18 protein-coding genes are annotated in these 18,711 nt (G+C 35.4%); 10 read left to right on the top strand and 8 right to left on the bottom strand.

What is annotated here, in order from left to right; translation table 11 throughout:
• The first annotated feature begins 5 nt into the window (after positions 1–5).
• From C8C87_RS15210 to C8C87_RS15180, 7 genes are all read left to right on the top strand, one after another.
• Positions 6–881 (top strand): AraC family transcriptional regulator, encoded by an 876-nt coding sequence (locus C8C87_RS15210; protein ID WP_099713906.1) that lies wholly within the window; start codon positions 6–8, stop codon positions 879–881.
• Between the two features lie 99 nt (positions 882–980).
• Positions 981–2,036: a ferrochelatase gene (hemH, locus tag C8C87_RS15205; protein WP_121343169.1), complete on the top strand. Its 1,056-nt coding sequence runs from the start codon at positions 981–983 to the stop codon at positions 2,034–2,036.
• Positions 2,037–3,392, top strand: coding sequence for an MATE family efflux transporter (locus C8C87_RS15200; protein ID WP_121343168.1), 1,356 nt, complete (start codon positions 2,037–2,039; stop codon positions 3,390–3,392).
• Positions 3,379–3,933, top strand: a complete 555-nt coding sequence (locus C8C87_RS15195) for a CopD family protein (protein ID WP_121343167.1) — start codon at positions 3,379–3,381, stop codon at positions 3,931–3,933. The genes C8C87_RS15200 and C8C87_RS15195 overlap by 14 nt, the downstream gene beginning before the upstream one ends.
• A 1-nt stretch (position 3,934) precedes the next feature.
• Positions 3,935–5,407 (top strand): PAS domain-containing sensor histidine kinase, encoded by a 1,473-nt coding sequence (locus tag C8C87_RS15190; protein WP_369869831.1) that lies wholly within the window; start codon positions 3,935–3,937, stop codon positions 5,405–5,407.
• 10 nt (positions 5,408–5,417) lie between these two features.
• A complete protein-coding gene (locus C8C87_RS15185; protein WP_099713911.1) occupies positions 5,418–6,200 on the top strand; it encodes an enoyl-CoA hydratase/isomerase family protein in 783 nt (260 codons plus the stop codon).
• A 147-nt stretch (positions 6,201–6,347) separates the two neighbouring features.
• Positions 6,348–6,746, top strand: coding sequence for a hypothetical protein (locus C8C87_RS15180; RefSeq protein WP_099713912.1), 399 nt, complete (start codon positions 6,348–6,350; stop codon positions 6,744–6,746).
• Between the two features lie 139 nt (positions 6,747–6,885).
• Here C8C87_RS15180 and C8C87_RS15175 read toward each other — a convergent pair whose 3' ends face one another.
• The 3 genes from C8C87_RS15175 to C8C87_RS15165 form a co-directional block, all read right to left on the bottom strand.
• On the bottom strand, positions 6,886–7,539 hold the full coding sequence (locus C8C87_RS15175; protein ID WP_121343166.1) for an HD domain-containing protein: 654 nt from the start codon (positions 7,537–7,539) through the stop codon (positions 6,886–6,888).
• A gap of 90 nt (positions 7,540–7,629) precedes the next feature.
• Positions 7,630–8,619 (bottom strand): acyl-ACP desaturase, encoded by a 990-nt coding sequence (locus C8C87_RS15170; RefSeq protein WP_099713914.1) that lies wholly within the window; start codon positions 8,617–8,619, stop codon positions 7,630–7,632.
• 10 nt (positions 8,620–8,629) lie between these two features.
• Positions 8,630–9,364, bottom strand: coding sequence for a 1-acyl-sn-glycerol-3-phosphate acyltransferase (locus tag C8C87_RS15165; protein WP_099713915.1), 735 nt, complete (start codon positions 9,362–9,364; stop codon positions 8,630–8,632).
• Between the two features lie 125 nt (positions 9,365–9,489).
• Between C8C87_RS15165 and C8C87_RS15160 the strand changes: the two genes are divergently transcribed.
• From C8C87_RS15160 to C8C87_RS15150, 3 genes are all read left to right on the top strand, one after another.
• The gene (locus C8C87_RS15160; protein WP_121343165.1) at positions 9,490–9,924 is read left to right on the top strand and encodes a ribonuclease P protein component; all 435 of its coding nucleotides are present in this window, start codon (positions 9,490–9,492) and stop codon (positions 9,922–9,924) included.
• Positions 9,925–10,032: 108 nt separating this feature from the next.
• Entirely contained in the window at positions 10,033–11,667 is a 1,635-nt protein-coding gene (locus C8C87_RS15155; protein WP_121343164.1) for a S41 family peptidase, read from the top strand.
• Positions 11,667–12,473 (top strand): OmpA family protein, encoded by an 807-nt coding sequence (locus C8C87_RS15150; protein ID WP_121343163.1) that lies wholly within the window; start codon positions 11,667–11,669, stop codon positions 12,471–12,473. The genes C8C87_RS15155 and C8C87_RS15150 overlap by 1 nt, the downstream gene beginning before the upstream one ends.
• Here C8C87_RS15150 and C8C87_RS15145 read toward each other — a convergent pair whose 3' ends face one another.
• The 5 genes from C8C87_RS15145 to C8C87_RS15125 all read right to left on the bottom strand — a co-directional run bounded on the left by C8C87_RS15145 (position 12,474) and on the right by C8C87_RS15125 (position 18,672).
• Positions 12,474–12,917 carry a GNAT family N-acetyltransferase gene (locus C8C87_RS15145; protein ID WP_121343162.1) on the bottom strand — a complete coding sequence of 148 codons (444 nt, stop codon included), beginning with the start codon at positions 12,915–12,917 and terminating at the stop codon, positions 12,474–12,476.
• 49 nt (positions 12,918–12,966) lie between these two features.
• The gene (locus C8C87_RS15140; protein ID WP_099713920.1) at positions 12,967–13,944 is read right to left on the bottom strand and encodes a DUF4837 family protein; all 978 of its coding nucleotides are present in this window, start codon (positions 13,942–13,944) and stop codon (positions 12,967–12,969) included.
• Positions 13,945–13,992: 48 nt separating this feature from the next.
• A complete protein-coding gene (locus C8C87_RS15135) occupies positions 13,993–16,053 on the bottom strand; it encodes a LysM peptidoglycan-binding domain-containing protein (RefSeq protein WP_121343161.1) in 2,061 nt (686 codons plus the stop codon).
• A gap of 289 nt (positions 16,054–16,342) precedes the next feature.
• Positions 16,343–17,530: a phosphoglycerate kinase gene (gene pgk, locus C8C87_RS15130; protein ID WP_099713922.1), complete on the bottom strand. Its 1,188-nt coding sequence runs from the start codon at positions 17,528–17,530 to the stop codon at positions 16,343–16,345.
• Between the two features lie 170 nt (positions 17,531–17,700).
• Positions 17,701–18,672, bottom strand: a complete 972-nt coding sequence (locus C8C87_RS15125) for a type IX secretion system membrane protein PorP/SprF (protein ID WP_099716225.1) — start codon at positions 18,670–18,672, stop codon at positions 17,701–17,703.
• Positions 18,673–18,711: the final 39 nt, after the last annotated feature.

Here is an 18,711-nt window from a genome sequence, read left to right as displayed (position 1 = left end):
TCGCTATGGGTTCTCAGGAAATTATAAAAATTGAGGATGATTTTACGCTCATTCGCTTTCAAAATGACAGTGTTGATGCCTTTAATGCACAACGCGAAGTAGATAGCGGACTGATTCAGTTTCACTTTGGAATCAAAGGAAAAGCCAAATTTATTTTTAACCAAGGTAATTATGCTTTGGAACTGAAAGAGGAAAAATCATTGCTTTTGTACAATCCACAAAAAGAGTTGCCTTTAAATTTGGAATTAGCACCAAATTCTTGGGTGATTTCCGTGATTATTTCCATCAAAAAATTTCATGCTTTGTTTTCTACAGAAGCCGATTATATTACTTTTTTGAGTGCTGATAATAAGGACAAAAAATATTATAACGAAGGAAATATCAGTCCATCGATGGCAATTGTTTTGTCGCAACTATTCCATTACAGCTTACACCCGTCTATAAAAAACCTCTATTACAAAGGGAAAGGATACGAATTATTGAGTTTGTATTTCAATCGAACCGAAGATCCAAATGCAGAACAATGTCCGTTTTTAATTGATGAGGACAATGTAATGAAGATAAGAAAAGCCAAAGAAATCATCATTGCCAACATGGCCGAACCGCCAGGATTACAGGAATTAGCGGATGAAATAGGTTTGAATCTAAAGAAACTAAAAATGGGTTTCAAACAAATTTATGGCGATACCGTTTATGGATTTCTATTTGACTACAAAATGGATTTTGCCCGAAAATTACTCGACAGCGGCTCTTACAATGTAAACGAAGTAGGATTGAAAATTGGATACAGCACCGGAAGTCATTTCATAGCGGCGTTCAAGAAGAAATTTGCCACCACGCCAAAGAAATATTTGATGTCAATCAACCCAAATATGCAGTAACCAATTGATTTCTTATATTAAACAATAAATAAAAAATAGTTAATCGCAATTTATAAAAAAGTAAGTTTATTTACTTTTGTGCCAACAAAAAAAGATAACATGAAAGGTGTATTATTAGTTAATTTAGGTTCTCCGGAAAGTCCAACTCCAAAAGATGTAAAACCATATTTAGATGAATTTTTAATGGACAAATACGTAATTGACGTTCCGTTTTTGTTGCGAGCATTATTAGTTCGTGGGATAATTTTACAAACAAGACCTAAAAAATCGGCTGCTGCTTACGCAAAAATATGGTGGGACGAAGGTTCTCCACTTGTCGTTATTTCCAAAAGAATGCACGCCAAAGTAAAGCAATTAGTTGATGTTCCCGTTTCCTTAGCGATGCGTTATGGAAATCCATCTTTATTGTCCGGTTTACAAGAATTGCATGATAAAGGTGTGAATGAAGTACTGCTTTTTCCATTGTATCCACAACATGCAATGGCATCTACAACTACAATATTAGAACTAGCCGAAGAATTGCGTAAAAAGCACTTTCCGGAAATGAAATTTACCATTGTTCCTGCATTTTATAACAAACCTGATTACTTAAAAAATCTGGCTGATTCTATCAAAGGTCATTTAGAGGGTTTTGATTACGATCATTTATTATTCTCTTACCACGGAATTCCAGAGCGTCACATTCGCAAGACAGATATTACCAAATCCCATTGTAAAATAGACGGTTCTTGTTGCAACACGCCTTCGCCGGCACATGAATTTTGCTACCGTCACCAATGTTACGAAACCACAAAACAAGTGGTAAAATTATTGGGAATCCCAGAAGGAAAATACAGCCAGACCTTTCAATCGCGATTAGCGGGAGACAAATGGTTGACACCCTACACGGATGTTGAAGTGAACAAAATGCCCGAAAAAGGAATTAAAAAACTTGCCGTCGTAACACCTGCGTTCGTATCCGATTGCTTGGAGACTTTGGAAGAAATTGCCATGGAAGCCAATCATGAATTCAAAGCTCATGGTGGTGAAGAATTTTTAGCAATTCCATGTTTGAACGACAGCGACGATTGGTGCAAAACAGTAAGCAATTGGATTTCAAATTGGTCCAACACTTCTTCATCAGTTAAAGCTGACTCTGAAAAAATAAACGCTTAAATGGCTGTTACCGCCGATGAGTTAGGAACTCAGGACATCAAAAAACTCTTGATAAAACAAGCCGTTCCGTCTTCTATTGGAATTTTATTCATGTCGGTTAATATTTTAATTGACACCATTTTTGTTGGGCAATGGATTGGTTCTTTGGCCATTGCGGCGGTAACCGTAGTTTTGCCCATCACCTTTTTGATTTCTTCTTTAGGAATGGCGATTGGTGTGGGCGGAGGCTCTGTACTTTCCAGAGCATTAGGAGCCAATCATAAGGAAAAAGCATTGCATACATTTGGGAACCAAACCATGATGACTTTTTTATTGGCATCTGTTTTTGTGCTATTTGGTCTTTTTTTCAGCGACGAAATGCTGATGCTTTTTGGTGCGAAAGGAGCCATAATGGAACCCGCCAAAGAATTTTTTATACCTATAATTATAAGCGTTCCGTTTTTGGCACTTTGTATGATGGGAAACAACGTGATTCGTGCCGAAGGCAAAGCAAAGTTTGCAATGGTCGCCATGATAATCCCTGCATTTATAAACATTTTACTAGACATTATTTTTATAAAATACCTGAATTTAGGAATGTTTGGCGCTGCTTTGGCTACAGCCATATCCTATTTCACGTGCTTTCTATTTGTGTTTTGGTTTTTTTATTTTAAAAGTGAACTACAACTAAAAGCCAGACATTTTAAATTCAACATTCCTATTGTAAAGGAAATAACCGAATTGAGTTTTGTGACTTTTTCAAGACAAGGAGTCGTGAGTATTTTAGCCATAATCCTGAATCATACTTTGTACACATATGGTGGCGAACATTCCGTTGCTATATATGGAATTATCAGCCGAATGTTGATGTTTGCTTTGTTTCCAATTCTGGGAATTACGCAAGGATTTCTGCCAATTGCCGGATTCAATTACGGTGCGGGAAATTATGAAAGAGTGAAAGAAAGTGTGCTGCTTTCAATAAAATACGCTGCTTTTTTAGCCTCCGTTATTTTTGTGATTATTCTAATTTTTGCCAAACCTATAGTCGCTATTTTTACTACAGATCCACTCGTGATTACCCAAACTCCAGAAGCGTTGCGCTGGGTTTTTGCGGCTTCGCCAATCATAGCGGTACAACTTATTGGTGCGGCTTATTTTCAAGCTGCGGGAAAGGCAAAAAAAGCATTGCTTTTGACCTTAAGCAAACAAGGGTTTTTCCTGATTCCGTTAGTGCTGATTCTACCAAATTTTTTAGGTATTTTTGGAGTGTGGATTGCATTCCCGATTGCTGATATTTTATCAACGCTACTAACTGGCTATTTTCTAAAAAAAGAAATGAACACAAAACTGATTCAAACTAACGATGGAATACTATAATTACCTTAAATCCCTGCACCTCATCTTTGTAATCACATGGTTTGCAGGATTATTTTACATTGTTCGCTTATTCGTTTATCAAATTGAAGCAGCGCAAAAACCTTCGCCAGAAAAAGAAATATTGCAAAAACAATACAAAATAATGACCTATCGCTTGTGGTACATTATCACTTGGCCATCAGCAGTTTTAGCCAGTATTTTTGCTTTTTGGATGCTGTTTTTTACAGATTTAGGACAAGCTTGGTTAAAAATGCCTTGGATGCATGTAAAACTTGGCTTTGTATTTGTGTTGTATTTATACCATGCAAAATGCCATCAAATATTCAAGCAATTGCAAAATGACGAAGTGAAATATTCCACAAATTTCATGAGATTGTGGAACGAAGGCGCAACGATTATCCTTTTTGCAGTGGTTTTTTTAGTAATTTTAAAAAATGCAGTCAACTGGATTTATGGTGTAATTGGAATCTTTCTCTTTTCCATTTTAATTATGCTTGGATTTAAATTTTATAAAAAAATCAGAGAAAGAAATCAATCTTAATATGTTTAAAAGCTTCAAAATATCAATGCTTTCGTTACGAATCAGGATTTTCCTTTCGATGATTGTATTGATAATCATGGCGTCCGTTTTGTTAGCTTCTATTTCTATTATTCAGTTTAAAAACGAAGCCAAAGAATACCACCAAGAGCGCTTAGAACGAAAAGAAGATGCAATAAAAGAACATATAAATTATGTGCTTTCGACCACTACATATCCTTTGACAACGGAGAATTTAGGTTTGATTTTTAAAGATAAAATTCACGAACTGGCACAAATTCACAGTATTGAAATTAACATTTACAGTTTAGACGGAAAATTGCTAAAATCCTCCAAAGAATCATTTTCTGTAGATAAAGTCGCTCCGCCAATTCCCAAATACATTTTAAAACTGGTTCGCTCTTCGATTGAAAAAAGATACGTGGACATTAAAACTATTGATGGCAAAAAGAACCGCTCTGCTTTCAGTCAAATCAAAGACGATAAATTCAAACCGTTGGGAATCTTAAATCTTCCATACGTAGAAGACGACGGTTACTATGAAAACGAATTAAAAAGCTTTCTAATCCGCCTGGGACAAGTGTATTCCTTTATGCTTATTGTCGCGTTTGCATTGGCCTATTTCCTTTCTTCGTACATCACTAAATCGTTGAAAACAATCTCAGATAAGTTAAGCGAAACGAGTTTGAATCAAAAAAACGAGAAAATTGTTTTGGAAGCCAGCAGCAAAGAGATTAATCTTTTGATAAAAGCGTACAACGGAATGGTGGATGAACTCGAGAAAAGTGCCATCAAACTAGCGCAAAGCGAACGTGAAGAAGCTTGGCGCGAAATGGCGAAACAGGTGGCGCATGAAATCAAGAATCCGCTTACGCCAATGCGACTAACAGTGCAGAGTTTTCAGCGAAAATTTGACCCGACTGATCCCAATGTAAAGCAGAAAATGAATGACTACTCCGAAACTTTAATCCAGCAAATTGATACAATGAGCGCGGTGGCTTCGGCTTTTTCTAACTTTGCATCGATGCCGGCACAACAAAATGAAACCTTAAACGTGGTAGAAGTAGTAGAACTTGCCATGGATATTTTCAACGAAGAATACATTCAATTCCAAAGTGATTCTCCCGAAATTATTTCGAAAATTGACCGAACACAACTCATTCGAATCATCACAAATTTAGCAAAGAATGCCATTCAGTCCATTCCGGAACAGCAGGAAAATAAGTCTATTGTCGTATCGGTAAAAAAAGAACAAAACAACGTTTTAATTACTGTTGCCGATAACGGAATTGGCATTCAGCCCAAGGACATCGACCGTATATTCGAACCAAAATTCACCACCAAAAGCAGCGGAATGGGTCTTGGTCTCGGTATTATAAAAAACATTATCGAAAATTATAAAGGAACGATTACCTTTGAAACTGAATTTGGAAAAGGAACTACTTTTATTGTTTCACTCCCAATAATTAACTCTTAAAATTACAATTATGAATTACGAAAACATTTTAATTGCAACTGAAAACAACATCGCAACGATTACTATTAATCGTCCTACAAAACTAAACGCTTTGAATGTTGCAACCATTTCTGATTTGAACAAAGCCTTCAAAACATTAGGGAAAAATGATGAAATTCGTGCTATTATTCTAACTGGAAGTGGTGAAAAAGCGTTTGTGGCCGGAGCTGATATTTCTGAATTTGCTAATTTTTCGATTGAAGAAGGAACGCAATTGGCGGCAGAAGGACAAGAGAAATTATTTGATTTTATAGAGAATTTAAAAACTCCGGTAATTGCAGCGGTCAATGGTTTTGCATTGGGTGGCGGATTAGAACTGGCGATGGCGTGTCATTTTAGAATCGCTTCGGAAAATGCAAAAATGGGATTGCCTGAAGTTTCACTGGGTGTAATTCCGGGTTACGGAGGAACACAACGTTTGCCACAATTGATAGGAAAAGGACGTGCAATGGAAATGATTATGACCGCAGGAATGGTAACGGCACAAGACGCATACAGAACCGGACTAGTGAATCACGTTGTTCCTGAAGCTGAACTTTTAGACTACTGCGTGAACCTTGCAAACAAAATAATCAAGAATTCTCCTTACGCCATTGGCAAAGCCATAAAAGCAGTCAATGCTAATTTCAAAGAAGGAAAAAATGGCTATGAAGCCGAAATAAAAGCCTTTGGAAAATGTTTTGGAACCGAAGATTTTAAAGAAGGAACAACCGCCTTTTTAGAGAAAAGAAAAGCAGTGTTTACTGGGAAATAATAACAAAAGAGAGCCACAGTGGTTCTCTTTTTAGTTTATAAGTGATTATCCTTTAAAATAATCTTTCCTTAAAAAGAGATTGTTTGGCTTACAACACTTAATTTTACAGACCCGTTTCGGAATATAACACCATCTAAAATCAAACTTATGTCCTTCCAACCTGTATTTGTACTTTTCTGGGAAAAGGTAAAAGAAAGTATCGAAAACCATACGTACGCCAAACTAACACTTGCCAAAACCATTGGTGATACGGAACTGAAAAATATTTATGTGCGTCCCGTTTTACTGGAGAATGACGTATTCAGTCTTTCGGTTACGGCGCGTTACAAAACCGAAGAAATAGAAAGTTTCCATTCGCTTGACGAAGCCTTTATTATATTGGCTCCGTATATGAATAACCCGTTTTTGACCGCTTTGTTGTTTACAACAGAAAATGACATCACCTTTAAACTCAATAAAAAAAGAGTGGGAAGTATTATTGAGCAAGCACCCACTTTTAAAAACGCTTCAGATGTGATTCTGGAAATGAAAGAAAAAGGAATTTAAAATTAGTGGTCAGTTAACAGAATTTAGTGATCAGTTCATGGTTTATGTGTAAAACAAGACTGAAATCGATTTTTTTTGGAGTACAGCGGTACAATTTCAACGTCAACAAACTGAATACTAAAAACTGAACACTGCTTACTTACTTTTCCCCTTCCCATTCCGCATAAAACTGCGCCAGAAATCCTTCCATGTAACGGTGCCTTTCTTGTGCAATTTGTTTTCCGGCCTCGGTATTCATCTTGTCTTTCAAAAGCAATAACTTTTCGTAAAAATGATTGAGCGTTGGAGAATCATTCTTCTTGTATTCTTCCTTTGTCATACTGGAATTTGGAACGATTTTAGGGTCGTAAAGCGCTCTATTTTTAAATCCGCCATAATTGAACGTTCTGGCAATTCCAATGGCGCCAATCGCGTCTAAACGATCTGCATCCTGCACCACATCCAATTCTATGGATGAGAATTTCTTTTCGAAATTACCGCCTTTGTATGAGATGTTTTCAATGATATTTACCACATGCGTGATAATTTCTTCATCAACATTTTCTGATTCTAAAAATTCACGCGCTATTCTTGGTCCAACGGTTTCATCACCATCATGAAACTTACTGTCGGCAACATCATGAAGCAAAGACCCAAGTTTTACAACAGTGGCATCACAAACTTCATTTTTTGAAATCAGAACAGCATTTTTAAACACTCTTTCGATATGGAACCAGTCGTGTCCGCCTTCGGCATTTTCTAGTTTTTCTTTTACAAAAAGAATCGTTTTGCTTATTAAATCAGGGTTTATCATTGTTTATTTTATTTTAAAAAAAATGTTGAATTTCAAAGTTCTCCAACTTCAAAATCCAACATTTTTATTCTTTATTTAGAACTCAAAAATCTATCTTACTAAAGCTGGCTCGACCCATTTGAAGATGTGTGATTCTTGTGGAATAACTAATCTTTCTGAAATTTTTGCCATTCTTGCCGGTAATTTCATCAAGTAATCACGGGCTTTTTCTGCTTCATCAGTCAAACCGGAAATTTTGTCAATTTCCCATTTGTCAATTAATTTTTGCATGATATCTACATAATCTGCTGCAGTGTAAACACCAATACGTTGTGCCGAATCAGAAAACTGTTCGAATGCAGTACTGATTTTTTCACCGGATTCTCTCAAGAAATGCGCTGGCATAACGATTTTTGCTTTCATCATGTATTGAAACGCAAGCATCATTTCACTTGGATCAACTTGAAAAATACGGTTTACAAATTCGCTGTACGCATGATGATGACGCATCTCGTCACCAGCAATCATTTTACACATTTTAGACAATTTGTTATCCCCATATTTCTTAGCCATCTGCGCCACTCTGTTGTGAGAAACATAGGTTGCTAATTCTTGAAAACTGGTGTACACAAAGTTTTTGTATGGATCTCTTCCGGTTCCAATATCAAAACCGTCGTTGATCAAGTGTTGCGTAGTCATTTCTACTTCACGCATGTTCACACGACCTGATAAATACAAGTATTTGTTCAGTAAATCACCATGACGATTTTCCTCTCCAGTCCATTGTCTGATCCATTTAGACCAACCGTTACGCTCTACATTATCAATTCCATCTACGTCCATTAACCAGGATTCGTAAGTTGGTAAAGCTTCCTCAGTAATGGTATCACCTACTAAAGTCACCCAGAAATCATAAGGTAATTCTTTTGCAATTTCACGTAATTCTTTGACCTCATCAAAAAAAGTATCACTTTGGGAATTAGGCAAAAAATCTGTTGGTTGCCATATTTTTTCCACTGGAATTAGATACTGATCGACAAAGCTGTCTACGTTTTTTTCCAAAAACTGCATTACTTCTAATCGAATGTTTTTTATTGACATTATATATAAATTAAATTTTTATTCCTTGAACAACTGCTGCTTCTGTTTTCTCCATCAACTCAGCAAAATCATAATCTTTAACCGCTAACGGTTTATGTACTACAAAGGTAAGGCGATTTCCTAAACCTAAAGGGAAAAACCCGTATTTAACTATTTTCCAAGAATTGTTTATGCTTACTGGAACTACGTATGCCGAGGGCGCATACTTACATAAAATTTTCAACCCGCTTTGTGCAAACTCTTTTGGCTTACCCGTCTTGCTTCGTGTTCCTTCCGGAAAAATAACTGCAGAACGGTTGTTTTTTTCAATATATTCAGACAATCCTTTGATGGCCGGAATGGCTTGTTTGGGATCTTTACGATCGATAAGAACAGAGCCTCCATGACGTAAATTAAACGATACACTTGGGATGCCTTTTCCTAATTCTTTCTTACTGACAAATTTACAATGAAATCGGCGGAAAAACCAAATCATAGCAATAATATCATACATACTTTGATGATTAGACACAAAAATCAGAGGAACATTTTTTGGAATGCTTTCTATGTTTTCAAATTTGTACGTTGTTCCCAAAAGATTCGTGCATCGCAATAAGAAAAAATTCAAATAGTCGACACTTTTTTTATGGGCTTGATAACCAAAAACATTGAAGCAAACCCACTGAATTGGATGAAAAATAACCAATGTAAGACCGAAACATAAATAATAAATTACGGAAATGGGATACGAAATTAGTTTTTGCATGCTTTAAAAATTTGCCACAAAAGTAAGAAATATATTTTTAGCGGTATTTAAATCCGAAACAATATACAGGCTCAACGTTTAATCGTAACTTTGCATGTTAAAATCTATGTCTTTTTTCTATTAAAATGAACTTCACTTACCCAAAAAACGAAAAGCTAAAAAGTAAAATAACCATTGGATTATTGTTTACCGAAGGGAAATCAGTATCTAAATATCCGTTGCGATTGGTGTATAAAGCAGGTTCTTTTGGTAATCCCGAATCCCGAAACTTCGGGACGGGTGAAAAAATAAAAATGGGCGTTTCGGTTTCAAAAAAGAATTTTAAGAAAGCCGTAGACCGCAATTATTTCAAGCGTGTGTTGCGCGAAACCTATCGCCTGAACAAACACTTATTGATTGATAATCTGGACCAACCGTACTCATTTATGTTTTTTTATCAAACGAAGGACCGATTGACGTACGAGGAAATTAATACCAAAACCATTCAATTGTTTGAGAAGTTTATTGCTCAAAATATTAAAAAACCAGAGTCAGAAAGCGATTCTATTTCTGAAATTTAAACATTTGATATATTCTAATTGAACAAAGTTGCGTTTAGATTTAGTCCTACCTAATTATTTGGTGATTTATTCTTATTTTAGTGGCCTCAAATTTAGTTAATTAAACCTATGAACTTCTTCAAAAAAAAATTCATAATCCCCGTTGTCGCTTCGGCATTTCTGTTTATTGGTGCTAGTTTCAAAGACGATTTTTTTGAAATCGCCAAGCAAATCGAGATATTCACGACCCTTTTCAAGGAATTGAACCGAAATTATGTCGATGAAACGAATCCTGGTGACTTAATGGATAAAGCCATCAAAGGAATGTTAGCTAATTTAGACCCATACACCGTTTATTTCAACGAACAGGATGTGGTGAGGTTCAAGATAAACAACACTGGAGAATATACTGGAATAGGCGCTTTATTGACTCGAAAAGAAGATAAATTAATCGTCAAGGAAGCCTATAAAAACTTCCCTGCGGATAAAGCGGGTCTTAAAGCGGGTGACGAAATTACTCAAATAGGCGATGTATTATTATCTGATTTCAAAGAAGATGCTTCACAGCTTTTTAAAGGTGCGAAAAACACTAAAATCGACATCAAATACATCCGACAAGGAAAAATGAGCACCACTCAAATTGTCCTTGACGAAGTCGAAATCAAATCGGTTCCCTTTTTTGCAAAAATAGACGACAAAACCGGATATATTGTATTGTCACATTTTAATAAAAAAGCGTCATTCGAAACCAAAGAAGCCTTGGAACAATTAAAAAAAGACGGTGCGGAACGAATTATACTGGATTTGAGAGATAATCCGGGAGGACTTTTGAATGAAGCGGTGAATATCTGTAATTTATTTGTTCCAAAAAACGAGATTATTGTTACTACAAAATCAAAAATAGAAAAACACAACAGCACCTATAAAACAACCAAAGATCCTGTAGACACTGAAATTCCTTTGATTATTATTGTGAACGGCAGAAGTGCTTCGGCATCAGAAATTGTGGCTGGCGCTTTGCAGGATTTGGATCGTGCTGTGGTGGTAGGAAGCCGTAGTTTTGGGAAAGGATTAGTTCAAAGACCGGTGGATTTGACCTTCGGAACACAACTAAAAGTAACCATTTCGCGCTATTACACGCCGTCAGGAAGATGCATTCAAGCTTTGGATTACACCCGAAAAGATACAAATGGCAAAGCCATAAAGACCGAAGAGAAAAACTACAATGCTTTTAAAACCCGAAAAGGAAGAACCGTTTATGATGGTGGCGGTATTCAGCCCGATGTGGAACTGGAAGAAGCAAAATCAAGTCCAATAACGGATGCTTTGATAAAAAATGACGGGATTTTTAATTACGTAACTAGTTATTATTATAAAAATCCCGATTTAGGAAACCGCATTCCTACCGTTACCGATGCTGATTTCTTGGATTTCAAACAGTTTTTAAAAGTGCAAAAATTCTCTTTTGACACTGAAACTGAACTCGCTTTGAAAAACACTTTGGCTGTAGCCAAAAAAGAAAAAATAGAGGAATCCATCCTTACAGAATACCAACAACTGCTTACTGCGCTTCAAAAAAGTGAGAATGCTTTATTGGATAAAAACCAAAAAGAAATTAAAAATCTGATTTTGGATGAAATCATTAAACGCTATCAATACCAAGAAGGATTGTATCAATATTACATCAAAAACAATTCAGAAATTAAGAAAGCAGTGAGCATTTTAAACAACAACTCAGAGTATAAGACTATTTTAAAAATATAATGAAGAACTTATTTAGTCTACTCTTTTTGCTTTTTTTCAGTTATTTATCCGCTCAAATTAAAACCTCAGAAACCGTATATTTTGAATTTGATAAATACAATCTTTATACCGACCAAATACAAACTATAGTCAATTTTATAAAAAGAGTCGATACTACAAAAGTCGAATCCATACAGATTTATGGCTATTGTGACGATAGAGGCGATAATGATTACAATTATAAATTATCAGACAACAGAGTGAAAACTGTTCAAGATATCCTGACTTCCAATGGTTTTAATAAAAACAAAATTGTTATTATCGAGGGGAAAGGCCGGGTGATTTTAACAACTGATGCTTTTGAAAATTTAAATGAAACCCGTTCCAAAAACAGACGTGTTGATTTACTCCTTGTAAAGAAAAACAGTTTTGGAAAAGGAATTTATAACTCCTTTCAGGACAACCACAAAGTTGGTGACCGAGTCTACTTAGACAATATTCTATTTCCTTTGGGAAGCAGCAAATTAACCGCACAATCTAAATTGGAATTAGACAAAATTTCAAAAATTTTACAAAAACAGAAAAACTTACAATTCGAAATTAAAGGACACGTATGTTGTACTCCAAACTATTACGATGACGCCATAGACAAAGACAGCCGCGAAAGAAAACTTTCTTTGAATCGGGCCAAAAGCGTATACAAATACCTCATGTCTAAAGGTATAAACAGCCTTAGAATGAAATATATAGGATGTGGAAACAAATTCCCTACAGGTTTAGGAGAAGCGTTAGACCGAAGAGTCGAATTCCTTATTGTGAAAATTTAATTATTCTCTTTTCATCTCAATATGCGGAATATCATCTTCCAGATACATTTCGCTGGTTTGCACAAATCCGTGGTTTTCGTAGAATTTTTTTAGATACAACTGCGCTCCAATAGTGATTTTGCTTTCGCCAAAATGCAAAGCGATTCCTGCAATTGATTCTCGCATTAAGTCATGTCCCCATTTTCTGTCACGATAATTAGCATCAACAGTTACTCTTCCGATAGAAGCATTATCAAAACTGATTCCGGGTTTGAATAATCTGGAATGAGCTACTATTTTACCTTCAAATTCGCCAATAAGATGTAATGCTACTTTATCTTTCCCGTCAAGATCAAGATAAACGCAATTTTGCTCCACTACAAAGATCTCACTTCTTAATTGTAATAAATCATATAGTTCGTGAACAGTTAGTGCGTCAAACGCCTTAATTTTCCATTGTAACATTGTGCCTGTTTTTATGTTTTTTGTATCGTACAAATAAAAGAAAATAAGATTATCTTTTCAATACATCTACTGATTTTATGATAGATTCCAATTCATGCATGAGATCGCGTTTTTCTTTAGACGGCGCATAGCAAAAACCTTCTAAAACCAGAATCCGATTGTACTCCTTATCGACAATGGCATAATTGATAAATGGACCCGACATGAAATCATTATTTAACTCCCAAGTTCCCTTAGTTTCATAGGTTTCCTTATCATCAAGAGTAATCTTGGAAAGATACGGCGCGTAAGCCTCTTCAGTAATCATAATAGTGTTGGGCTCAGTTCCACTGATGTATAATTTCCCGATGGAATCTCGCATTTTAATAATACTGGTGATTAAATCAGCCTCTTTTTTTATGGTGCTTAAAGGAACCTGATAAATTAAAAGACTCGTGTTTCCTCCAATGATTTCCTTTTTTAACCACATAAAATTGCTTTTGTGAAGCACGTATGCGTAACCGGAAGGAGCCTGTAATGTGATGTGGAATTTATTCGAAATTACCTTTGGGTCAATATGGGATTGACCATTGATTCTCTGGCTTTCGGCTATTTCTGCCTCCTTGATCAGCTGAATCATTTTGGGCGCATTTTTTTCAATGCCTGCTATAATATCCGCACTTGTTTTTCCGGAAATATGAAATACATTCTGAGGAGATGCATATTGATCTTTAGCAATCTCAAATTTATTTACTTCTCCTTTTTTTACCACTATAATCGCCCTGGTATCCGTCATAAAACCTTCCAAAAGCTTAACCGGATATTGATTGATGTTGAACAGCGGTTCTTCCTGTGGCAGTCCAATTACCGGAGATGCAAACTTGTTTCGAATGCTGTCCCCTACATCACCATTCCATAACTGATCGTCAATAATAACTGAAATAGTATTGATTTTCCCCGATGTTTTTCGTGGCAAAGATTCATTTTCCTTTTTACAGGAAAACAACATCAAAGAAATCAGAAGAAGTAAAAAATGGGCTTTATTCATTGCTATTCAATTATAAAATAAAACCCAAATTTATAGAAGTTTATCGTATTATCCGTTTATTTTTAACTTCATTCCGGGCTTGAGTTCTTCACTGCGAATACCGTTCCATTTTTTTAAGTCAGAAATGGTTACTCCTGGATATTTTTTAGAAATGCTATACAAGGAATCTCCTTTTTTCACATAATAATCAATCGCCTCTTTCTTAGAAGAATCAGTGATATTCGTTTTTTTCTTGAATGAACTTACCGTCGCTTTATTGGTATTGATCACTATTTCATCTTTGGCTACAATTAAAGTGGCGCCGATGCCAATCGTATTATCCGGTAAATTATTCCATTGCTTTAAATCCGCTAATGAAGCACCGAATTTTTTAGCGATATTCCCTAAATTATCTCCTTGCAAAACAACATACTCAATGTCTTTTCGTTCAGGACCTGAAACTAATTCTTCTTTACTGTCTGACACTTTTTTTGCAACCTGCAATGAAGCTCCTAATTGCACATTATCATTGGAAAGGTGATTCCATTCTTGGATTTCGGCAACGGTAACATCATATTTCTTGGCAATACTTCCTAAATTATCTCCTTTTTGAACCACATAAAGTGCAGATGCATTCGATACTACTGTTTCTGGTTGGGTAGTTTTTTTAGTTTTTTCTTCCTTATTGGCTTTCATTTCAGAAGCAACTATTCTTTCATTACTCGAAATTTTCTCTGATGGAACCAATTCTGTTTTAGGTTCCTTCTTTAGAGTTGTCAAATCAGCACCAATCACTATTTTTAAACTTTTTCCATAAGCCAAAGCATTACTTTTAAGTTTATTCCATTTTTTTATGTCAGCAACGTCAACGTCGTATTTACTAGCAATCATACTCAGATTATCTCCGCGTTTTACTTTATAATAGGTTGTTTTGGGCAGTGCAATCTTCTGAATCGTGTAATTCGCAGTATCCTTTACAGCAAGGGCTTTTTCAATCTGAAATGGCTTTTCACGTTTGTCTGATTCATATTGAGTGTAGGCATAAATCTGGTCTTCATTAGATGCAAAAACGGCTATTTTTTCTTGTGGTAATCTCAAATAATGGTTTTGATCATGATAAAACGGAATCACATTTAGCTTGTATGACGGATTCAAAACCTGCAATTGCGCCACAGGAACATCCAACAAATCTGAGATTTGCTTGAACGTCATTTGCTTCTTGATCATAATCGTATCCGTGGCAAAATGCTTTACTGCGGCTCTGTTAGGAACAATTCCGTGTTCTTTATGGTATTCATAAATGTACATTGTAGCAAGAAAAGCAGGTACATATCCTTGTGTTTCTTTAGGAAGATTTTTTCTGATGTTCCAATAGTTTTGCTGTCCTCCAGAACGTCTAATGGCTTTAGCAACATTCCCCGGACCAGAATTATAAGAGGCCAAAACCAAATCCCAATCGCCAAATATTTTATACATATTTGTCATGTATTGCGCCGCGGCTTCACTGGCTTTCAAGGGATCGCTGCGTTCATCAACATAGGAATCAATTTTCAACCCATATTGTTTTCCGGTTTGATACATAAACTGCCAAAGTCCTGTAGCACCCATTTTAGAAACTGCTTTTGGATTCAAAGCCGATTCTACAATCGCCAAATATTTTATCTCCAAAGGAACATTTTGTTTCGCCAAAGCTTCTTCAAAAAGTGGAAAATAATATTCTGATGTGCCCATCAAGCGCTCAAAAGATTTTTTTCTGTTCTTTAAAAATGATTTAATGATATTTTCCAGACCTTGATTGTACTCAATATTGAAAGGTGATTTGGCATCCATTGCCGCCAATCTTTCTTTCAAAAGGGCTGTAGGCAATTCATAATCCACTATTTGGTCAATATTAATGTTCTTAATATCCTCTGATAAGTTGTTGTATAAATCGAGGTTTGTCAATTCTTTCATCCACAAACTGTCAACACAAGATGCTAAGTCATCTTTTATGAAGGTTTTCTTGATGGAATCTAAATAGGATAATTTTGTTTCTACTTTTACAACGTCTTTATTTACAACTGTTTCTTGCGAAAATAAATGCACGGATGCTAATAGAAAAAACGATAAGGTGGTATTTTTTATATTCATATTTTTACGATCAAAGACCTATATTTCAAATGATTACAAAGCTTGTTTTTACAAACTTAACAGGTTTAAACTAAAAAATTCTATAAATATTGTTAAAAATGCAATCTTTCGTTCATTTGTAAAGAATTTTGACCGGTTTTAGAGGCAAAAAACCCTTTAAAAAATCAATTCTTGAAATTTAATGCAAAAAAACCTTAGCGATATTATTTACCGCTAAGGTTTTCATTGAATTCTGATACCGTTTATCAATTTGAAATCATTCAATTCTAACGGTTTTTATTTCTTTGTATTAGTCAAGAATAGCTGCTATTCCTGGCAATGTTCTACCTTCAAGCATTTCTAGCATAGCACCTCCACCCGTTGATACGTAACTCATTTTGTCTTCTAGTCCAAATTGTTTTACTGCTGCTACAGAATCTCCTCCACCTACAAGTGAGAAAGCTCCATTTGCAGTAGATTCTGCAATGAAGTTCCCTAAAGCAATTGTTCCGTTAGCAAAACTTTCCATTTCAAAAACACCTAATGGTCCGTTCCAAAGGATTGTTTTAGAATCCATAATTACTTTTTTGAAGTTTTCCAAAGATTTTGGTCCTGCATCAAGTCCTTGCCATCCATCAGGAATTTCTTTTACATCAACTATTTGAGTATCGGCAGTATTAGAGAAATCATTTGCTGCTACAACATCAACCGGAATGTGAATTTGAACTCCTTTTTCCTTAGCCAATCTTAATATTTCCAATGCCAATTCTTGTTTGTCATCTTCACAAATAGAATCTCCAATTTTACCTCCTAATGCTTTCACAAAAGTAAATGTCATTCCACCACCAATAATCATGTGATCCACTTTGTCTAAAATATTCTCGATAACCGTAATTTTAGAAGAAACTTTAGATCCACCAAGAACTGCTGTTACCGGTTTTTCGCTGTTTTTCAAAACTTTGTTCAAGCTTTCAATTTCTTTAGCCAATAATAATCCGAAACATTTCTCTGTTGGGAAAAACTGAGCTATAATTGTAGTCGAAGCGTGTGCTCTGTGTGCAGTTCCAAAAGCGTCGTTTACATAAATATCACCAAGTGACGCTAATTCTTTTGCGAAAGCAACATCACCAGCTTCTTCCTCGTCATGAAAACGTAGATTTTCTAATAATAAAACTTCTCCAGCTTGTAATTTTTCTGCAGCAGTTTTAGCTTCCTCACCAATACAGTTTGAAGCAAACTGAACAGGTACTCCAAGTACTTCTGAAGTTGTTTTCAGGATATGTTTCAATGAATATTTTTCTTCAACACCTTTTGGTCTGCCTAAATGTGACATCAAAATTACGCTTCCGCCTTGAGCAAGAATAGCATCAATTGTAGGTTTTGCCGCTTCGATACGGGTTGCATCTGTTACATTGAAGTTTTCGTCCAAAGGCACATTAAAATCAACACGTATTATTGCTTTTTTAGTTGCAAAATCAAAATCGTTTAAAGTTTTCATTAAGTATATTTTTAGTTTGTTTTTTTTGAAAGAATAACAAATATAGAACTTTTAAATTATTATTAAATTTGAAAAACTTAGAAAAATATAGCTTTTACCAACGAAATCGTTGTAAATTAATAGTTAATGCAATTTTTTATATCAAAAACTAAGAAAATAAATAAGAATAATCAATCGTGAACCGGACTTTGCGTACAAGGACAGTTGCTGATTCCTGCCAGAAAATCAAGTCCAATTGTAACAACATGGGTTCCTGAGTTGTATGCCATCAACTGATTCAGGGTAAGTTGATAAGAATATCCAAAATAAAAATTAGACTTCTTGAAACCAACCATTGGCCCTAAATTTAACGGTTTGAAAAACTGATCATTCAAAAAACGGTAGGAAATTCCAGCCCAATAATAATCCTCATACTTGTTGAATTGTCTGTATTTTATATTCACATCCGTACTGGAACGTTGGTCACTGGCAAAATATTGATAGAAAACGGATGGCTCATATTCAATCCTGTTATTCGTTGGACTTTTAAAAACATATCCGGAGTAAACCTGATAATTTCTTAGTAATACTGGCTCAACTCCTGAAAACTTATCGGCATTTTTATTTAAAATATTACTGGCATTAAGGCTCAAATAAAATGATTTATTTCTGTACAATGCACCAATATCAAAGTTGTTATTGGATACAAATCGGTTGTCCGTGATGCTTGGATCCAGAACAGGAGCTTCGTATGTTGTATTGAAATTATTAATGTCTATTTTAAAGTTATTAATGTTATATGACATCCCAAAAGACAAGTATTGTTTTGAATAATAGTCTAGTATTAAGTGATGCGCAAAGGACAGTTTAAGCCCAGTTTGTCTGGTGTTTCCATTGCTGTCATTGTACAACGATATCCCTACACCTGATTGATCCGCAATTCTAAAATCAGCATAAACGGACTGATTATCCGGAGCGTCTTTTATGCCAACCCATTGCGTAAGTCCATTGGCTCTAATTTTCAGGTTATCACCAATACCTGCGAATGTTGGTGATATTACAAAATGATTGTCTGCTAAATATTGTGTAAAAACAGGCAAATTTAACTCCTGACTGTAGCCCGAAGTTACAGTCAAGAGAAGGAGTACTATTATTTTTTTCATTTGGATCATTTTAATTTGGGACAACTTGATCATCAGTGT

It is taken from the genome of Flavobacterium sp. 120 (assembly GCF_003633605.1).
Lineage (GTDB): Bacteria > Bacteroidota > Bacteroidia > Flavobacteriales > Flavobacteriaceae > Flavobacterium > Flavobacterium algoritolerans.
This window is presented reverse-complemented; position numbering and strand designations above follow the sequence as displayed.